Raw genomic sequence first — 16924 nt, 5'->3', positions numbered from 1 at the left:
CGTAGGAGCAGGCGCTCAGCGACAGCTCAGGCGGGCGGAACTGATCCGGTCGTTCCAGCGATCGCCGACATAATTGTAGTTGCCGGCAAATTCGCGGTTCGCGCCCTGGAAATCGCGATGTTCGTAAACGATGATCGAACAGTCATCGCTGCACGCGATCGATGAAATCGCATCATTGTAACGATCGCTGACATAGGCACGCCTGACTCCCTGCCGCAGGTCGCGTGACCAGCCTTTGAAGCCCGCATGCTCATAGTATCGGCAACCGCTGAAGTTCAGCATCGGGCCGCCGCTGGTGGCGATCGGTGCCTCCTGCGCCCACCCCGGCGAGCCGGCAATCATCGTCATGGCAATGGCACCCCGCACCCACATCCGCATGGCAGCCTCCCTGAAACACGGAGAAGAATTAACACAGCCGCGCCGCGTCGGCCAGATCAAGCCCGCTTGACCCCCGGCATGTCACCCGCCATCGCTGCCCCATGCTTCCCACTTTCCCGCACATCCTGGACGAATGGGACGCCGCGCTCGACTGGGATGACCGTTACGCCCAGCTCATCGCGCTCGGTCGCGCGCTGCCGCCGATGGACCCCGCGCTCAAGACCGATGCCACCCGCGTCCCCGGCTGCTCCGCCAATGTCTGGGTCTATCCGCTGGCGGAGGGTGAGCGGCTGCGCTTCGCCGCCGACAGCGACGCCGCCATCACCAAGGGGATCGTCGCGCTGGTGGTCGCCATGGCCGACGGCAAGACCCCGGCGGAAGTCCTCGCCACCGATTTCGCCGCCACCATCGATCGGCTGGGCCTGCGCCAGCACCTGTCCAGCAACCGCACGCAGGGCCTGCCCAACATGATCGCGCGCGTGCGCGAAGCCGCGACCCGCCTCGCCGCATGAGCTTCGATCCCGCCACCATCGTCGACCGTTTCGTGCGCTACGTGCCGCACCACCGCACGCTCGGCCTGCGCTTCCTCGCCGCCGGCGACGGCTGGGCGGAACTCGAACTGCCCTATGCCCCCCACCTGGTCGCCTATCCCGACACTGGCGTCATCGCCTCGGGCGCGATCTTCAGCCTGATGGATTCGGCCTCCGGCATCAGCGTCATCATGGCGCTGAAACGCTGGGTGCAGCACGCCACGCTGGACCTGCGTGCCGATTATCTCCGCCCGGCCACCCCCGGCGCGACGGTCGTGGGTCGCGCCGAAACCTACAAACTCACCCGCAGCGTCGCCTTCGTCCGCGGCATCGCGCATGATGGCGATCCCGCGCGTCCGGTCGCGCATGTCACCGGCACCTTCATGATGACCGACGCGTGATCCCGCTGCCGCCCTATGCCGCCACCCTCGGCCTGCGCCGCGACGGCGAGACTTTCGTCATGCCCTTCGATCCCGGCCTGATCGGCGCCCCCGAACGGCTGCATGGCGGTTCCATCGCCGGCTTCCTGGAGGTCGCCGCCATCGTCGCGCTGCGTGAACGCCTCGGCGCCGGCGTCGCGATCAAGCCGGTCAATGTCACCGTCGATTATCTCCGCGTCGGGCTGATGCGCGACACCTTCGCCGCGGTGGAGATCACCCGCGCCGGCCGCCGTGTTGCCAACCTGCGCGCCACTGCCTGGCAGGACGGCCGCGACCGCCCCATCGCCACCGCCACCATCAACGCGCTGCTGGAACGGCCTGCCGAACCGCCGTCACCGCCGCCGCCGGCGAATCGCTGAACACCCCGTCCACGCCGGCCTTCAGAAACGCCGCGATCTCGCCCGCCGCATCGCCCCGCGCCGTCGGGTCGTCGCCACGCCGATACGGCAAAGGCAGGAAATAATTCTCCGGCCGCATCGTCCAGGGATGCACCTTCAGCCCTTCCGCATGCGCCATCGGCACCAGGCAGCTCGGCTCGCCCAGCGACCCATCGGCCTTGCGCGGAATCACCCGGTCCTTGAACGGCCCGATGCCGTCGGCATAGCGTGCGATGGCCTTCAGCTCGGCCGGCTCCATCATCGCGTCATAGCTCGCCACCGCCCCGTCCGCCGGCGCGCCCCTGTCACCCACCAGTTGGATGAGCGGCAGGTCGGTCAGCGACCGCAACAGCTTCAGATTGTCCACCTCGAAACTCTGGATGAACACCGGGGCCTTGCGTCCCTTATAGCCATTGCGGTGCAGCTGCTCCACCAGCCGCGCCTCCAGCGGCAGGCCGATGCTCCGGAAATAGCTCGGGTGTTTCGTCTCCGGATAAATGCCGACCACCCGCCCGCTGCGTTTCGCCTCGGCCCGCACCAGATCGATGATCTCCTGCAGGGTCGGCACCTCCAGCTTCCCGTCCCAGACGCGGTTCGCCGGCCGCAGCTGCGGCAGCCGTTCCTTTGCCCGCAGCGTCTTCAGCTCGGCCAGCGTGAAATCCTCGGTGAACCAGCCCGTCACCAACTCGCCGTCGATGGTCTTCGTTGCCTTCCGCCCGGCGAATTCCGGCCGCTCCGCCACATCGGTCGTGCCGGAAATCTCATTCTCGTGCCGCGCCACCAGCACGCCATCCTTCGTCGGCACCAGATCGGGCTCGATGAAATCCGCCCCCTCCCGGATCGCCTCGGCATAGGCCTCCAGCGTATGCTCCGGCCGCTCCGCAGAGGCGCCGCGATGCGCGATCACGATCGGCGGGGCAGGGGGGGCGGCCATGGCGACACCTGACAGCATCAGCAGCGCGAAGACCAGCCATCGTGCCATCAGAACTCCTTCTTGACCGTCACGAACGCCTGCCGCGGTGCTCCCGCCATCAGCGTCTGGTTGTCGCCACTGAAGCCATAGCCGTTCGAACCGATGGTGGACACATAGCGTTTGTCGAACAGATTGGTCACGCTCGCCTGGATCGCGAAGCCGTCGGCGAAACTGCCCGTGCCGTTGATGCGATAGCCGATGCTGGCATCCACCAGCACGCGCCCCGGCACCGACTGGTCGTTGGAATAGGTGAAGTAACGCCGCGACATCCAGTTGGCGCCGGCCCGCGCCTGGAACGCGCCGTCGTCATAGGCGATGTCCAGGTTGCCGATGCTGTCCGGGCTGTCCACCACCCGCTTGCCCCGGATCGCCTGCAACACCGCGCCGGCATCATCCACCACATTGTTGCGATAGGTCGATTCATTATAGGCATAGCTCAGCGTCAGCGTCAGCGGCGGCATGATGCGCCACGTCACCCCGGTCTCCACCCCCAGCGAGCGCACGTTGCCGACATTCGCCAGCACCGGCGGCCGGCCTTCGATCCCTGCGCCCACCGGCGCGATCAGCAGCCGGTCCTTGAAATTGACATAATAGACCGCGACCACGCCACGCACCGCGCCCTCGCCAAAGCGCACGCCGCCTTCCACCGTGTTGGACTTCTCCGGCCGCAGCCGGTTGCGGATCGCGTCGAAACGCAGCTGCGTCGTCGCGAACGGCCCGGACGTCGCCGCCGCCGTGAACGCCCGCTGGTTCGCCGTGAAGTTGGCGAACAGCTCGGTGCCGCCCCCCAGCCGGTACAGCGCCCCCACCTGCGGCAGGAACAGGTCCTCATTCTTGATCCGCCCCAGCGCCAGCGGGCCGGGCGACGGCGCGATCGCGTCCGCGCGCAGTTTCACCGACTGCCCCTTGAACCCCGCCGACAGGGTGAAGTCGTCGGTCACATCCCACTGGTCCTGCACCGAAAACTGCAAGGTGCGGGTGGTATAGGCATTGTACCACTGCGTGAAGAACGGGTTCGACTGATAGGTCAGCGCCGTCGTGTTCGGCGCCGTCAGGCTCGATCCGATGTCATAGAAGCGCCGCGCCTGGTTGAAGTCGTTGTTCTCGTACCACAGCGTCAGCGCCGGCCGGTGCGCCCCGAACTCGCCCGCCAGCGTGCCGATCACCCCCCAGCGCGAGATGTCATATTCGGTCGTCCGGAACGCGATCGGAATCCCGCCGCTCGGTGACACCGCATAGGGCGTGAACCAGGACCCCTGGCCCTTGTTGCTGTGATAATAGCCCTGGACGCTCGCCGTCACCGCCTCGCCCAGCTTCGATTCCACCTTCAGCCCGGTCAGCCAGTCCCGCCGCAGCCCGCCGGCGTCATAATAGGCATCGTCGGCATTGGCGAACGGCGCCGGATACACCGTTCCGAACCCGTTCGGCGCCACGCTCACCCCGGTATAGCCGGTGTTCGCCCCGACATAGGCCACCCGCACCGCCAGCGGCCAGTTGCTGGAGACATTGTCCCAGTCATAGCCCAGCCGCCGGATCATATCGAGCGACAGGTCCTGATAGTCATTCTCCTTCCGGTCGGTGAAGTTCACGAAGGCCGTTACCTTGCCGCTGTCACCGAAACCATAGGTCGCCTTGGCGTTCACCTGGTGGCTGCGCTGCTGCCCGCTGCCCTTCCACTTGCCGGCGTCCAGATAGGCATAGGAAAGCGACGCGCGGAACCCGCCCAGGTCGCCGCTGTCCAGCCGCAGGAAACCGCGGAACGTGTTTTCCGAGCCATAGGTGGCGTTCGCCGCCATGCCGAAATCGGCGCCGGGTTCGCGGCTGATGAACTCGATCGTGCCGCCCAGGTTGCTCGTGCTCGCCGTCCCCAGCGCACCGGCCCCCTGGCTCACCTTCGTCGTCGCGATATTGTCGCTGATGATCGCCCGGCTGATATGCAGCCCGTTGGTGTTGCCATAGGACATGTCGCCCAGCGGCACGCCGTCCAGCGTGAACCCCAGCTGGTTCTGGTTGAACCCGCGCAGCGAGATCCGTGTCGACCATTCATAAACGCCGAACGGGTCGGCCGACTGGAAATTCACCCCCGGCAGCTTCTCGATCGCCTTGAACGCGCTCGATCCCGGCGTCAGCACGGCGATGTCGGCCGCCGTCACCACCGCCTGCTGCCGCACCTCGCCGCGGCCATAGACCACGATTTCCTCGGCATCCGCCGCCGCCGTCACCGCGGGGGAGGGCGCCCCCTGCGCCAGCACCGGCGCCGCCAGCATCGAGGACAACAGCAACGCTGCGCGAAAACCTGCCACCATGACCACACCCCATCAAAGTTGATGCGGTCTTGTGGCGATGCAGCATGAAAGATCGGCGACATCGCGATGACCATCAGATGCCAGAAATGTTACATTTTCAAGCCATAACAATAACTTATGACATATGCACTGTCAGCGCAGGTCAGTCCCGCTTGCCCATCTCCACGATCTTCCGCGCTTCCTCGGCGAATTTCCGGTTGGCCTCCTCGTCGGTGTTGCTCAAGGCCTTGCGCATCGCACCGGCATCATCCGGCACCTCGATGCCCCGCTGCGCCGCCGGCCGCGCCGCGATCGCCGCATGCCAGCGCGACAGGTGCACGAACGGCGCCGATTCCACGCCCGACCAGCTCGCCGTGCGAGTCCAGCACCAGGTCGCCATGTCGGCGATGGAATAATCGCCGGCCAGATACTCATGGTCCGCCAGCTGCCGGTCGAGCACGCCGAACAGCCGCTTCACCTCGCCCTGATAGCGGTCGATCGCCGGCTGGATCTTCTCCGGGAAATAGCGGAAGAACACGTTCGCCTGTCCCATCATCGGCCCCACGCCGCCCATCTGGAACATCAGCCACTGCATCACCCGGCTGCGCCCCTTTGCATCGGTCGGCAGGAACAGGCCCGTCTTCTCCGCCAGGTAAACCAGGATCGCGCCGCTCTCGAACACCGCGAAGCCATCATCCTCGATCGCCGGGATGCGCCCGTTGGGGCAGATTTTCAGGAACCAGTCCTGCTTCTGCTCGCCTTTGGAAAGGTCGATGCGATGCACCTCATAGGGCAGCGCCATTTCCTCCAGCGCCACCGACACCTTGTACCCGTTGGGCGTCGCCGCCGTGTACAGCCTGATCATTCCCACGCATCCTCCAGCACCATCGGCCTGCCCATAAACGGAAAACCGCCCGGTTCCCATCGGAAACCGGGCGGCCTTCGCATCGTCCTGACGAAAGGCTTCAGGCCGCCTTCGCCATCCTTGCCGAGCGGCGGGCCGCGCCGCCCACCATGCCAAAGCCGATGATCATCATCGCCCAGGTGGCCGGCTCGGGAATGTTGCTGGTGATGAAATCCAGATGGTTATAGATGGACACCGCACCCTTCAGCTGGCCGAAACGGTTCTGCGATTCGTCGCTGCGATACCACAGCGCGAAGCTGTGAACCGCCGCCAGCTTGCCGTCCACGAAATAGCCGGCGCCCGAATCACCGCCGCCGCCGATGCCTTCGAAGGCGCCGATGCCGGTGTTGCAATATTTGGCGCTGCTGAACACCGGATCGCTGAAGCCCTCGAAGATGCCGACATTGCACGAGCCGTCGCGGAACGCCGTGCCATTGTCGAAGTCGGAGATCCAGACATTGTCCACCGAGGCCGAACCGAAGGCCCCATTCCAGTAGCCGTTGAAATCGGCATCGCCGAAGCGGAAGTCCCAGCGGTTGCCGGCATAGCGCAGCCGGCCGGTACCCAGGTTGGAGCCGATCGAGCCGCCGGTGTCCGAACGGACGCCATAGCCGGCGATGATATGCTCCACGCCGGTCAGGTCGGTCAGCGACGACAGGCCGATGCGCGGCGCGAAGCCCGGCGCGTCGGTCGCCAGCCGCAGGATGGCGATGTCATTCTCATCGATCACCTCGCCGGTGTAGGCGCTGTTCACCCGGATGCTGCTCACCGCGATACGGGTCGCCGGCGAACCGTTGGCATAGAGCGCCGGATCATCCTGCCCGCCGTAGAAGAACACCGTCGTGGACAGGGGGCGCGCCGCCGTGCCGTCGCTGACGCAATGCGCCGCCGTCACCACGGCATTGTTGTTCACCAGGCTGCCGGAGCAGACGAACGCGCCATCGGCGCCATAATCCATCAGGATGCCGACCGAGCCGCTGTATTGCGGTTTCGGCGGGATGTAGAGCGGGTTGCCACCACCGGCGACCGTCGCCGTGGAGGTCTGGCCGACGATGTCGTTCACCGCCTGCCAATGGCCACCGCTGGCAATGCCGGCAGACGCCGTCGACGCACCCGCCAACAGCACGGCCCCGACCAGGCCCTTCGAAATCTGATATGTCATGCACAATGCTCCCTGTGACCCTTGGGATTTTGCCCGCCGGCAACCTGCCTCAAACGCTGCGTTTTCCGCAAGGGGTTTCATGAAGCATCGTTCACATTTCGTCGCACGCCCCCCGCTTTTCAGGGGTGAAAATGCCCCCACACCGCCTCCGCCGTCGCCCGGTTGATCCCCGGCGCCTTCAACAGATCCTCCAGCGCCGCCGCCTTCACCGCCCGCGCCGTGCCGAAATGCATCAGCAGCGCCTTCTTCCTTGCAGGCCCGATGCCGGGCACCTCGTCCAGCGTGCTCACCCCCAGCGCCTTCGATCGCTTGTCGCGATGCGCCCCGATGGCAAAGCGATGCGCCTCGTCGCGCAGCCGCTGGATGAAGAACAGCAGCGGATCATTGGGGGGCAGGCTGATCTCCCGCCCGTCCGGCAGGTGGAATGTCTCCCGCCCGGCGTTGCGGTCCGGCCCTTTCGCCACGCCGACGATCGGCACATCCTCGATGCCTGCTTCCGCCAGCGCCGCCACCACCGCGCTCACCTGGCCCTTGCCGCCGTCGATCAGCAGCAGGTCGGGCCACTCCCCGGCCTCGCGCCCCGGGTCCTCCGCCTCCAGCCGCGCGAAGCGCCGCCGCAGCATCGCCTTCATCATGCCGAAATCATCACCGGGCGTCACATCCGCCGCCTTCATGTTGAACTTGCGATACTGGCCCTTGCGGAAGCCCTCCGGTCCGGCGACCACCATCGCCCCCAGCGCGTTGGTCCCCATGATATGGCTGTTGTCATAGATTTCGATCCGGCCCGGCGCCTCCTCCAGCCCGAACAGCTCGGCCAGCCCGCGCAGATGCTTCGCCTGCGTGTTGCCCTCCATCAGCCGCCGGTCGAGCGCCTCCACCGCGTTGCGCGCGGCCTGCGCCGTCAGCCGCGTCAGGCTGCCGCGCTGCGGATGCTTCACCGCCACCCGATGCCCGGCGCGGGCGGACAATGCCTCCTCCAGCAGCGCCGCTTCGGGAAGCGCGCGGTCGAGCAGCAGCTGCGCCGGCGGCGCCATCTCCTCATACAGCTGGGCGAGGAAGCTCATCAGCACCTCCTCCTCCGGCACGTCGCTGACATGCGCCGGGAAGAAGGCGCGGTGCCCCCAATTCTGCCCGCCCCGAATGAAGAAGGCCTGGATGCACAGGCAGCCTTCCTTGGCCGCCAGCGCGAACACGTCGGCATCCAGCCGCTCATCCTCGGCATTGATGCCCTGCGTGCCCTGGATGAAGGTCAGCGCCTTCAGCCGGTCACGGTAGACCGCGGCCAGCTCATAATCCCGCGCCTCCGCCGCCGCCTGCATCGCCGCGCCCAGCTTCTTCTGTACCCCCACGCTGCGGCCGCTCAGGAAGGCCTTCGCATCGGCCACCAGCTCGCCATAACCCTCCGGCGTGACCCGCCCGACGCACGGCGCCGAGCAGCGCTTAATCTGGTATAGCAGGCAGGGCCGGTCGCGGTTGGCGAAATAACTGTCGCTGCAACTCCGCAGCAGGAAAATCTTCTGCAACGCGTTCAGCGTCATGTTGACGCTGCCGGCGCTGGCGAACGGCCCGTAATACAGCGCCTTGGCCGCGCGCGCGCCGCGATGCTTGCCGATCCGGGCGAAGTCATGATCCTCCCGCAGCACGATGAAGGGGAAGCTCTTGTCGTCGCGCAGCAGCACATTGTACGGCGGCCGGAAGCGCTTGATCAGCTGCGCCTCCAGCAGCAGCGCCTCCGCCTCGCTGTTGGTGGTCACGATCGTCATGCCGCGCGTCTGCGCCACCATCCGCTGCAACCGGCGCGGCAGCCGGCTCACCTGCGTGTAATTGGTCACCCGCGCCCGCAGCGATTTCGCCTTGCCCACATACAGCACATGGTCGCCGGCATCGACCATGCGATAAACGCCCGGTCCGCGCCCCAGCGTCTTCAGCGTGTTGCGGATCGCCTCCACCCCGCGCTCCAGGTCGGGCACCTCCTTGCCCCGCACCGCGAAGGTGGCGCCTTCCTCCATGAAACGGTCATGGCCATGCGGGTTGTCAGGACGGCTCGCCATTTGTAGATCATCTATGCAGGCGCGGGTCGCGGGGCAAGGCGGGGGCGGCGCTGCCGTCAAAGGGGGGCAGGATGACCGAACGAGAACCACCATTGAACGACGAAATCGCCCAGCTCGCCCGCGAACTCGCCATCACCCCGCCCATCGACGAGGCCAAGGTTGCCCGCGTCAAGGCCGCCATCGCCAGTGGCCAGTACCGCATCGATCCCGATGCCATCGCCGACGCGCTCATCCGCTGGTCAGGGCAAACCGCGCCATCTGCGCCCTGAACCCCTCGGGCGGTTCCGCCGTCACCATGAACGCCGCTTCCCCCAGCAGCGCCGGCACCCCCAACCCGCGCGCGTGCAGCGCCATCCCGCCCACGCCGTCGCCATAGACGGGATCGCCCGCCACCGCGCAGCCTTCGCCCAACAGCCCGGCGTGCACCCGGATCTGGTGCGTCCGGCCCGTCTCCGGCCGGAATTCCACCAGCGCGGCACCGTCGCCCCGCGCCAGCACCCGCCAGCCCGTGCGCGCCGCCTTGCCGTCGCCGCGCACCACCATCCGCCAGCCGCGCGCCGCGCTGGAGATCTTCGCCAGCGCCGCATCCACCACCCCGGCCTCGCCCCCCACCTTGCCCGTCACCACCGCCCAATAGGTTTTTTCCACCCCCCGCGCCGCCCACAGCGCATTGAACGCGATCAGCGCCGCCCGCCGCCGTGCCAGCAACAGGCAGCCGCTGGTATCGCGGTCCAGCCGATGCACCGGCGCCGGCACGAACCGCCCGCCTTCCGCCAGGTCGGGCAGATCATCCTCCAGGCTGTCCGGCGTCCGCGGCCCCGGATGCACCGCCCGCCCCGCCGGCTTGTCGATCACCAGGCAGTTGGCATCGCGATGCAGCACGTGCAGCATCAAAGCCGCCGCACGATCGCATCCGCCAGCCGCTCCGCCGCCCCCTCATCCTCGAACAGGAACAGCTCCGGCTCGATCACCTCCAGCTCCATCAGCAGCGGCGTCGCGCCCACCATGTCCACCCGCGCATAGAGCGGTGCCAGCGGGCAGGCCGCCAGCGCCGCCGCGCCCAGCGCCAGCTCGGCGGGGGAGGGCGCATGCCGCTCCACCACCCCGCCATATTGCACCTGCACGCGATAATCCCCATCCGCGGGCACCTTGCGCACCGCATGTGAAAACACCCCGTCGAAATAGAGGAGCGACACCTCGCCCGCCGCCACGTCGGCCACGAAGGGCTGCACCAGCGCATCGCCGCGCTGCAACAGCGCCGCCAGATGCGCCACCACCGCGGGGTCGTCCCAGCGCCCCAGCATCGCCCCGCGCGCCCCCGCGCCCACCGCCGGCTTCACCACCACCCGCCCCGCGGCATCCCCATCCGCCGCGCGCAGCGCCGCCGCCTCGCCCCGAGCCACCACCCGCGTCGGCACCGCGCCCGCCATCCCCGCCAGATAGCGCTTGTGCACATTCCACTCGACCAGCGCCCAGGGGTTCAGCACCGGCGCCTGCAACCCCCGCCCCCAGGCCATGAAGTCCGTCAGGGCATCGGCATAGTTCCACGGCGATTTCAGCAGGATCAGCGCCGCATCGTCCCACCGCGCGGCGCCATCGTCCCACGCCGCCACCCGGCACGCCACCCCCCGCGCCCGCAGCGCCGCCAGCAACAGCCCCGCCTCGTCATCATCATGCGGCAACACCCGCGCCGTCACCAAAATCACCGTCATGCAACGGCGATAGCGCCGTAGCCGCCCCGGCAAAAGCCCAACGCCGTCCGGCCGGAGAAACCGTGTGAGAAATTGTTCAGGCTGTGGCGGGGCCGAAGGCGAACGAAGGACAGAACGTTGATTGTCGAGCACCGGAGCACAGCGTGCTCAAGGCACGTGAGCACCGGAGCACAGAGAATCGACGTTCGCAGCCCGGCCTGGACGATTTATCGCACGGTTTCTCAGGCCCAGGCCGCCAGCGTCCGGCGCACCTTGTCCAGCGCCGCCTTCTTGATCTGGCACACCCGCGCCGCGCCCACGTCCAGCACCGCGCCGATCTCCTCCAGGTTCATTTCCTCCACGAAATACAGCTGCAGCACCATCGCCTCCCGCTCCGGCAGCTCGGCGATCGCCGCCGCCAGGTCGCGCCGCATCGCGCCATCCGCCAGCATCGCGAAGGCGTCCGGGTCGTCACTCGCGAAATGCATGCTGCTGTCGGAATAGACCTCGTCCAGGCTCGCCCCCTGCGGCGCCACGGTCGCGCTCTCCACCGCCCGCAGCGCGTCCACGCCCAGCCCCATCTCCGCCGCCAGCTCCGCCTCGCCCGGCGCCCGCCCCAGCCGCGCCATCAGCGATTCCCGTGCCGCCACCAGCGCGCGCCGCTTGCGCATCGCCCCGCGGTTCAGCGTCGCCTGCTTGCGCAGAGCGTCCACCATCGCGCCCCGGATCCGCACGGTGGCATAGGTGGCGAAGGCCGCATGCCCCCGGTCCTCGAAATTCCGCGCGGATTCGATCAGCGCGATCATGCCGATCTGCACCAGCTCCTCAACCTCGATCGCGGTCGAAACCCGCCCGTGCACATGCCAGGCGATCTTCCGCACCAGCCCCATATGGTTGCGCACGAGCCGCTCCGGCTCCACGACCGCCAGCCGCTTCGGCCCGTACAGCGCCAGATCCATTCCCAAACGAGCATCCATCACATAGCCCCTGTGATCGTCGCAAGACCCCGGCCTGCACACCCCCTTCCGGTGCGCGCCGCCCCCTTGCCAAAAGGTTACTGGACGGCGCCAGCGAAACTGGCTCCGTTTCGGTTTCAATATTGTATTAAAGTTTCGGAACCTTCACACGTTACTGCGTTGCTGCAATCGATTTCGTCAGCAACCCTGACCTCTTGACGAACCCGCACGAAAGGCCGACCTTCCTCTCATGAACCGCGATCATTTCCTCGCCGACCCGGCCGCCGCCCTCCACGCCACCCTCGGTACCGATCCGTCCGCCGGTCTGGTGCCCATCGTCATCGAACAAAGCTCCCGCGGCGAACGCAGCTTCGACATCTTCTCCCGCCTGCTGCGCGAACGCCTGATCTTCGTGACGGGCCAGGTGGAGGACGGCATGGCCTCCCTCATCGTCGCCCAGCTGCTCTTCCTGGAGGCCGAGAACCCCAAGAAGGACATCTTCATGTACATCAACTCGCCCGGCGGCGTGATCACCGCCGGCATGGCGATCCATGATACCATGAAGTTCATCCGCCCGAAGGTCGGCACCGTCTGCGTCGGCCAGGCCGCCTCGATGGGCAGCTTCCTGCTCGCCGCCGGCGAGCCCGGCATGCGCGCCAGCCTCGCCAACGCCCGCATCATGGTGCACCAGCCCAGCGGCGGCGCCCAGGGCCAGGCCACCGACATCGAGATTCAGGCCCGCGAGATCATCCGCATCCGCGCCCACATGAACAGCCTTTACGCCAAATACACCGGCAAGCCGCTGGAAGTGATCGAAAACGCCATGGAACGCGACAAGTTCATGTCGCCCGACGAAGCCAAGGATTTCGGCCTCATCGACGAAATCTACGAAAAACGCCCCTTCCCCACGGAAAGCGAACTCCGCGCCGCCTAACCCCTCTCCCGCCTGTCCGGAGTCCCCATGACCTTGTTCATGGGGTTGTTTGGGACAGGGCGACTCGAGCCGCAAAGCGGACTCGAGCGGGGTAAGGGCCGCCCATCGCCGAGCCAAGGATGACGAGGGAACATTCAAAAACACCCCTCCCGCGCTGCGAAGCAGACAGCGGGAGGGGCGACTCCGCAAAAGCGGAGCGGGGGTGGGTGCGCAACTGTGCGCAAACCGCGAAGCCAGCTGCCCGGCTCCCCCTTCCCATGTGCACGCGACGCATCTTCCGCAATAAGCGACACGATCTGTCCGGCCCCACCCGATCCTCCCCTGCAAGGGGAGGTGGCGCGAAGCGCCGGAGGGGTGACACCCGCCGCGCCAACGCCCCCACCACCCCGCCCTGTACGAATATTTTTTCCGATGCAATCGGACAAAAATAAGGACACTTTAGAGCTGCCAACCGCTAGCCAATGATGCTACGCCTTACGGAGAGAAAAGGTGTCTCTATTATTTTCAAATACTGCAAGTATTTTCCTCCAAGGCGAGTATTGTCACGAAAGCCTTGTCCTTGCATGCGATGCCAATGACACTCTGGTGATTGGCTGGTTGGAAAGTCGCCCTCGTAGTCAAGATCTTATGATTGCAATGCTCGGACCTAATCAGGAGTTTGATATCTGGAATTTGGGGATGAGTACAAGCGGTATCGCAATTACGCCACTCGGTAATGGCGATTTCGGAGTGGTGCGGACACGTCGACGGTTGGTGGAAGCGTGTGTCTTAAACCACGACCGCACTCTTTCGCCTTTTCGGCCAATTGAGCGCAGCGAGGGCATCGGAGTGTCGGCATTCCCGCTGGCAGATGGTGCGCTAGGCGTGTCTTTAACCAAAAAGCTGATTGTTCACCTACCAAAGGTTGCGCGCACTTACATCACAGCCGTGACCGCCGAGGCTTGGGATGCCGGAGTAGGGGTTCTCGATAACGGCGACATCGTACGCGTCACAACTGGAGAAGCAGACCGGTACATGCATATACCGCGCTACCGCATCGAAGGGCGTCGCTTCGCCTCTGACCTAACGCCGATCAAAGACTTCTCGTTGCTGCTTCCGTCAACGATCCTCGACAACACGCACGTTCGTCCGCACCAACTGATAGTTAGACCGACTACGGACTTGGGATTTCTGGTCGCTTGGACGTTGGACGCACACCGACGCGGCAACCAAATTCAGTTTCAGCGATTTGATCAAGCTTGCCAACCGGAAGGGTCGGTTGTTACTGTGGTACGCTCTGATCTTTCAGAACATGTCACGAGCGCCAGCGTTTCAGAATTGACACCTCAACACCTGCTATTCGGGTTGACGCGAACGCGAGAGCAATTCAGCCGGACTGAATTGATGAGCCATGTCGTTGAAACCGGCACAACGATCATTCTGCAACAGACAGGCTGGTGCCCATGCCCCGTAGGTATTGCCGTAACCGCCAGTCAGGCAGGACGAACCTGGACAGTTCAAATAAATTCAAAGCACCTGGTCATTTTTCGGTCCAACTAGGAATGGACTTGAGGGGCAATCGACTGAAGCGCGGCCTTAATCACCTTGCCCCTTGGTGATTCAGTCTCTATTTGTCTAAGAACAGCCGTTTTGTAGTCGTTGAAGCTTTTAAAACCTAGACTAGTGACGACATGGCTGGGAACTGCTGTAGCCTTGATAGGCAATACCTGAAGTGTAGAAATCATTGGTCCCGCGCTAACTGCGTGGCCAAATTCGGTTTCAGCTTGTTTGCGAAGTGTTATAAGATCAACAGCTGGAACTTGGGTCGCCAAGCCTTTTCTCACATCTCTGACCGAAACCATATTTTTAGCAGCAACATGCTGTGCCATCCAAACTACTCGTCGCGCAATGATGTCGTCTTTTGCCCGGTCTATGATGTTGAATAGCGCGGCTTCGATGGCCGCGATCCGCTCAGGACCGGTCGGGCCGCCGAACCATTCATGCGCTCCATCCGTCATCTGGGCGAGCACGATGGGGTGTAGGAATAGGTTTTCAATTGTGGGGACGGGTAGAGTGTAGATGTTTTCCGCCGCTAGCATTTGCGTCTCATCAGAGCTGCGGCCGTCCCCGTCTATAAGCCCGGCGACCCGCAACCAATGGTAATCCCTATGCTTACTAATCGCTTTCACATGTGAAACTACCGCTTCACAACTTCCGTTGGCGACAATACTCCAATCTGGGTAGAGATGGCCGTACAGTGCTTGGTCTTCGGAGGTCGCCGTACCTTCTACAAGCAATAGCGATTTCCGAGTGCCTAATATAGCAAATTTGAGTGCGTCGGGCACATCGTCTGTATGGGTAAGAACGCTATAATCGTATCGTCGTTGCTCAGGATTTTCTGTGATCAGGTCGGAGTTGCGAAGATGGATGATCGTTTGAGGCTGAAGCCAGCTCAACAGATTGAGGTCATGCGTCGAAAAGATGAAGCCGAGATCGGGTCGCACGCGAACCAGCGCTGACAAAAGCGGACCAGAAATTGCGGGATTAAGGTGACGCTCCGGCTCGTCGATGACGATGAAGCTGTCCTTGGGCCGGATGAGGACAGCGCCTGCCACCAGCAGTGCGGCGCGCTCGCCGTCGGACAAGCGGTCGATGTTATAAGTAGCCTGCCCGCGGCGTGCGCGTAAACCTCCATCTTCCAAACAAAATTGCACGGGTAGGCGCGCCGACGCAAAAGCTGCGTTGATCGCTTTGATCGTCCGCATTTTGTTTCCGAGTACGGATTGGGGAGTGGCGCCCTTCTCCATCTGATCAATCATATCGCTGTTCGTCTGACTGTCCTGGTTCAGCACGCGCCTGACGACCGATTTCAGGTGCTGCTCACCCCAGGGGTGGCGGTAACGAGTGACATTCGAGTTAAGCTGCAATTGGAAATGCTTCAGATTCTGGCCTACCTGATCTACTTCTTCATTTTGGAATTGAATCTGCCGGCTACCGAAAAACGTCTCCACTATCTCTGACTGGCCATTGCCTATGCCGCGGGCAATCTCGCTTAAAAGCGCGGACTTTCCGACGCCGTTTGGGCCAGCAATAACCATTGTCTCTCGAAGTCTGAGGCTTATGTTTTCGATCTCGATCTCTAAGGCGAAAACAGACGAGCCGATCTGAGCCTTGACCTGCTGGCGCGGTGGGCCTAGGGTCAGAGCCTGCGGGTCGCTTGGCGTTTTTCTAACTACACAATTATATTCCACAGATGGTCGCAGTTCGTAAGAAGTAGTTGGCGAGAATAGCATGTTGCAATCTTAACGGCGCGGCGGTCAAGAACAAACGCCTAGCTTATAATTGTAACTCAACGATGGGCTTCGTGTAATCCGCCGGCAGGCCTACAAGCGTAGCGATCGGTCTTCGCGGACAACAAACTTCGACTGTTCGCAACGTCCTATCGCATTCCTAAGATATTGTAAAGTATCTCTTTTTTTCTCTTGAACTTGCGGCTAGGCTATCACTTTTGCGCGAATCTCTCATCCTCTCCATCTTGACAAATCAGAACCATTATGGTATGTACTGACCATGCCTACAAACCACCGCCCTTCCGTCTGCCCCCCGGACGCCGCCAAACAGCGCCGCTGCAACGCCGCAAAGGAAAAGGCCCGCCCAAAAATCGACCCCGGCCTCCCCGAGGCCGCAACCGACATCTATCCCGACCTCGCCGAATGGGAACGCGCCATCGATTGGGCGCCGCGCCATCGCCGGAACGGCTGGGACCGCAAAACCCAGGCCCGCTTCCTGCACAAACTCGCCGGCTGCGGCAGCGTCGCAGAGGCCTGCGCCACCGTCGGCCGGTCCCGCGCCAGCGCCTTCCTGCTCCGCGCCGATCCCCGCGCCAAAGGGTTCGCGCAAGGGTGGGACGCTGCCGTTGCCCTCCAACATTGCCACTTGGTCGACCTTGCCCTGACCCGCGCGGTCCACGGCACCGACCGCCCCATCATGCGCAACGGCACCATCATCGGCCACTGGCGCAAACCCGACAACACCCTGCTCATGAAACTCATCCGGCACACCAACGACCCCGCCGGTCCCGGCGCCACCCCGCGTCCGCCATCCTCGGCAATCGACTGAACAGGCCGCCCGCCTGTTGGAAAAAAGAACAAAAATCGCAAATTCGTCAAGATTTCAATCTTGATACATTCACATAACCTACTGGCAAAACGCCATATTTTCCGCTCATGACGCTCCGATGACGAAAAGACGCGCCCTCCCGGCT

Annotated in this window: 17 protein-coding genes; 7 read left to right on the top strand and 10 right to left on the bottom strand. The window is 64.2% G+C overall.

Annotated elements, in window-relative coordinates; translation table 11 throughout:
• Positions 1-15: 15 nt before the first annotated feature.
• Positions 16-378 carry a hypothetical protein gene (locus tag H3309_RS07950; protein ID WP_182298228.1) on the bottom strand — a complete coding sequence of 121 codons (363 nt, stop codon included), beginning with the start codon at positions 376-378 and terminating at the stop codon, positions 16-18.
• Between the two features lie 101 nt (positions 379-479).
• On the opposite strand from H3309_RS07950, the gene H3309_RS07945 reads away from it, so the two are divergent.
• The 3 genes from H3309_RS07945 to H3309_RS07935 are packed head-to-tail and all read left to right on the top strand — an operon-like array spanning position 480 to position 1707.
• A complete protein-coding gene (locus H3309_RS07945; protein ID WP_182298226.1) occupies positions 480-890 on the top strand; it encodes a SufE family protein in 411 nt (136 codons plus the stop codon).
• Positions 887-1309, top strand: a complete 423-nt coding sequence (locus H3309_RS07940) for a PaaI family thioesterase (RefSeq protein WP_182298224.1) — start codon at positions 887-889, stop codon at positions 1307-1309. The genes H3309_RS07945 and H3309_RS07940 overlap by 4 nt, the downstream gene beginning before the upstream one ends.
• Complete coding sequence (locus tag H3309_RS07935; protein ID WP_243453882.1) at positions 1306-1707, top strand: PaaI family thioesterase; 402 nt, start codon at positions 1306-1308, stop codon at positions 1705-1707. The genes H3309_RS07940 and H3309_RS07935 overlap by 4 nt, the downstream gene beginning before the upstream one ends.
• Here H3309_RS07935 and H3309_RS07930 read toward each other — a convergent pair.
• The 5 genes from H3309_RS07930 to uvrC form a co-directional block, all read right to left on the bottom strand.
• The gene (locus tag H3309_RS07930; RefSeq protein WP_182298222.1) at positions 1646-2707 is read right to left on the bottom strand and encodes a glycerophosphodiester phosphodiesterase; all 1062 of its coding nucleotides are present in this window, start codon (positions 2705-2707) and stop codon (positions 1646-1648) included. The two genes, H3309_RS07935 and H3309_RS07930, sit on opposite strands and share 62 nt — an antisense overlap.
• A complete protein-coding gene (locus H3309_RS07925) occupies positions 2707-5004 on the bottom strand; it encodes a TonB-dependent receptor (protein ID WP_182298220.1) in 2298 nt (765 codons plus the stop codon). The genes H3309_RS07930 and H3309_RS07925 overlap by 1 nt, the downstream gene beginning before the upstream one ends.
• Before the next feature lie 142 nt (positions 5005-5146).
• Positions 5147-5848, bottom strand: a complete 702-nt coding sequence (locus tag H3309_RS07920) for a glutathione S-transferase family protein (RefSeq protein WP_182298218.1) — start codon at positions 5846-5848, stop codon at positions 5147-5149.
• A gap of 100 nt (positions 5849-5948) precedes the next feature.
• Positions 5949-7049: a PEPxxWA-CTERM sorting domain-containing protein gene (locus H3309_RS17250; protein ID WP_182298216.1), complete on the bottom strand. Its 1101-nt coding sequence runs from the start codon at positions 7047-7049 to the stop codon at positions 5949-5951.
• Between the two features lie 119 nt (positions 7050-7168).
• A complete protein-coding gene (gene uvrC, locus H3309_RS07910; RefSeq protein ID WP_182298214.1) occupies positions 7169-9100 on the bottom strand; it encodes an excinuclease ABC subunit UvrC in 1932 nt (643 codons plus the stop codon).
• A 71-nt stretch (positions 9101-9171) separates the two neighbouring features.
• On the opposite strand from uvrC, the gene flgM reads away from it, so the two are divergent.
• On the top strand, positions 9172-9369 hold the full coding sequence (flgM, locus tag H3309_RS07905; RefSeq protein WP_182298212.1) for a flagellar biosynthesis anti-sigma factor FlgM: 198 nt from the start codon (positions 9172-9174) through the stop codon (positions 9367-9369).
• Here flgM and H3309_RS07900 read toward each other — a convergent pair.
• The 3 genes from H3309_RS07900 to H3309_RS07890 form a co-directional block, all read right to left on the bottom strand.
• On the bottom strand, positions 9329-9991 hold the full coding sequence (locus tag H3309_RS07900; protein WP_182298211.1) for an RluA family pseudouridine synthase: 663 nt from the start codon (positions 9989-9991) through the stop codon (positions 9329-9331). The genes flgM and H3309_RS07900 overlap by 41 nt on opposite strands.
• Positions 9991-10812 carry an ATP-grasp domain-containing protein gene (locus H3309_RS07895; protein WP_182298210.1) on the bottom strand — a complete coding sequence of 274 codons (822 nt, stop codon included), beginning with the start codon at positions 10810-10812 and terminating at the stop codon, positions 9991-9993. The genes H3309_RS07900 and H3309_RS07895 overlap by 1 nt, the downstream gene beginning before the upstream one ends.
• Positions 10813-11033: 221 nt before the next feature.
• Positions 11034-11750 (bottom strand): sigma-70 family RNA polymerase sigma factor, encoded by a 717-nt coding sequence (locus tag H3309_RS07890; RefSeq protein ID WP_243453881.1) that lies wholly within the window; start codon positions 11748-11750, stop codon positions 11034-11036.
• Positions 11751-11997: 247 nt separating this feature from the next.
• On the opposite strand from H3309_RS07890, the gene H3309_RS07885 reads away from it, so the two are divergent.
• Together H3309_RS07885 and H3309_RS07880 are read left to right on the top strand one after the other, a co-directional pair.
• A complete protein-coding gene (locus H3309_RS07885; protein WP_182298208.1) occupies positions 11998-12681 on the top strand; it encodes an ATP-dependent Clp protease proteolytic subunit in 684 nt (227 codons plus the stop codon).
• Positions 12682-13170: 489 nt separating this feature from the next.
• The gene (locus tag H3309_RS07880) at positions 13171-14220 is read left to right on the top strand and encodes a hypothetical protein (protein ID WP_182298207.1); all 1050 of its coding nucleotides are present in this window, start codon (positions 13171-13173) and stop codon (positions 14218-14220) included.
• On the opposite strand, the gene H3309_RS07875 is transcribed toward H3309_RS07880, so the two are convergent.
• Positions 14217-15953 carry an AAA family ATPase gene (locus tag H3309_RS07875; RefSeq protein WP_182298206.1) on the bottom strand — a complete coding sequence of 579 codons (1737 nt, stop codon included), beginning with the start codon at positions 15951-15953 and terminating at the stop codon, positions 14217-14219. The two genes, H3309_RS07880 and H3309_RS07875, sit on opposite strands and share 4 nt — an antisense overlap.
• Before the next feature lie 277 nt (positions 15954-16230).
• Between H3309_RS07875 and H3309_RS07870 the strand changes: the two genes are divergently transcribed.
• Positions 16231-16779, top strand: a complete 549-nt coding sequence (locus tag H3309_RS07870; protein ID WP_182298205.1) for a hypothetical protein — start codon at positions 16231-16233, stop codon at positions 16777-16779.
• The last annotated feature ends 145 nt before the right edge of the window (positions 16780-16924 follow it).

The organism is Sandaracinobacteroides saxicola, assembly GCF_014117445.1.
GTDB lineage: Bacteria > Pseudomonadota > Alphaproteobacteria > Sphingomonadales > Sphingomonadaceae > Sandaracinobacteroides_A > Sandaracinobacteroides_A saxicola.
Note: the sequence above shows the minus strand (reverse complement) of the source record. Positions and strands in the feature narration are given on the sequence as shown.

What these genes read in the sequence shown, in the direction of transcription:
- H3309_RS07950 (WP_182298228.1), bottom strand. Translation starts at nt 378, where the DNA reads ATGCGGATGTGGGTGCGGGGTGCCATTGCCATGACGATGATTGCCGGC.
- H3309_RS07945 (WP_182298226.1), top strand. Translation starts at nt 480, where the DNA reads ATGCTTCCCACTTTCCCGCACATCCTGGACGAATGGGACGCCGCGCTC.
- H3309_RS07940 (WP_182298224.1), top strand. Translation starts at nt 887, where the DNA reads ATGAGCTTCGATCCCGCCACCATCGTCGACCGTTTCGTGCGCTACGTG.
- H3309_RS07930 (WP_182298222.1), bottom strand. Translation starts at nt 2,707, where the DNA reads ATGGCACGATGGCTGGTCTTCGCGCTGCTGATGCTGTCAGGTGTCGCC.
- H3309_RS07925 (WP_182298220.1), bottom strand. Translation starts at nt 5,004, where the DNA reads ATGGTGGCAGGTTTTCGCGCAGCGTTGCTGTTGTCCTCGATGCTGGCG.
- H3309_RS07920 (WP_182298218.1), bottom strand. Translation starts at nt 5,848, where the DNA reads ATGATCAGGCTGTACACGGCGGCGACGCCCAACGGGTACAAGGTGTCG.
- H3309_RS17250 (WP_182298216.1), bottom strand. Translation starts at nt 7,049, where the DNA reads ATGACATATCAGATTTCGAAGGGCCTGGTCGGGGCCGTGCTGTTGGCG.
- uvrC (WP_182298214.1), bottom strand. Translation starts at nt 9,100, where the DNA reads ATGGCGAGCCGTCCTGACAACCCGCATGGCCATGACCGTTTCATGGAG.
- flgM (WP_182298212.1), top strand. Translation starts at nt 9,172, where the DNA reads ATGACCGAACGAGAACCACCATTGAACGACGAAATCGCCCAGCTCGCC.
- H3309_RS07900 (WP_182298211.1), bottom strand. Translation starts at nt 9,991, where the DNA reads ATGCTGCACGTGCTGCATCGCGATGCCAACTGCCTGGTGATCGACAAG.
- H3309_RS07895 (WP_182298210.1), bottom strand. Translation starts at nt 10,812, where the DNA reads ATGACGGTGATTTTGGTGACGGCGCGGGTGTTGCCGCATGATGATGAC.
- H3309_RS07890 (WP_243453881.1), bottom strand. Translation starts at nt 11,750, where the DNA reads ATGGATCTGGCGCTGTACGGGCCGAAGCGGCTGGCGGTCGTGGAGCCG.
- H3309_RS07885 (WP_182298208.1), top strand. Translation starts at nt 11,998, where the DNA reads ATGAACCGCGATCATTTCCTCGCCGACCCGGCCGCCGCCCTCCACGCC.
- H3309_RS07875 (WP_182298206.1), bottom strand. Translation starts at nt 15,953, where the DNA reads ATGCTATTCTCGCCAACTACTTCTTACGAACTGCGACCATCTGTGGAA.
- H3309_RS07870 (WP_182298205.1), top strand. Translation starts at nt 16,231, where the DNA reads ATGCCTACAAACCACCGCCCTTCCGTCTGCCCCCCGGACGCCGCCAAA.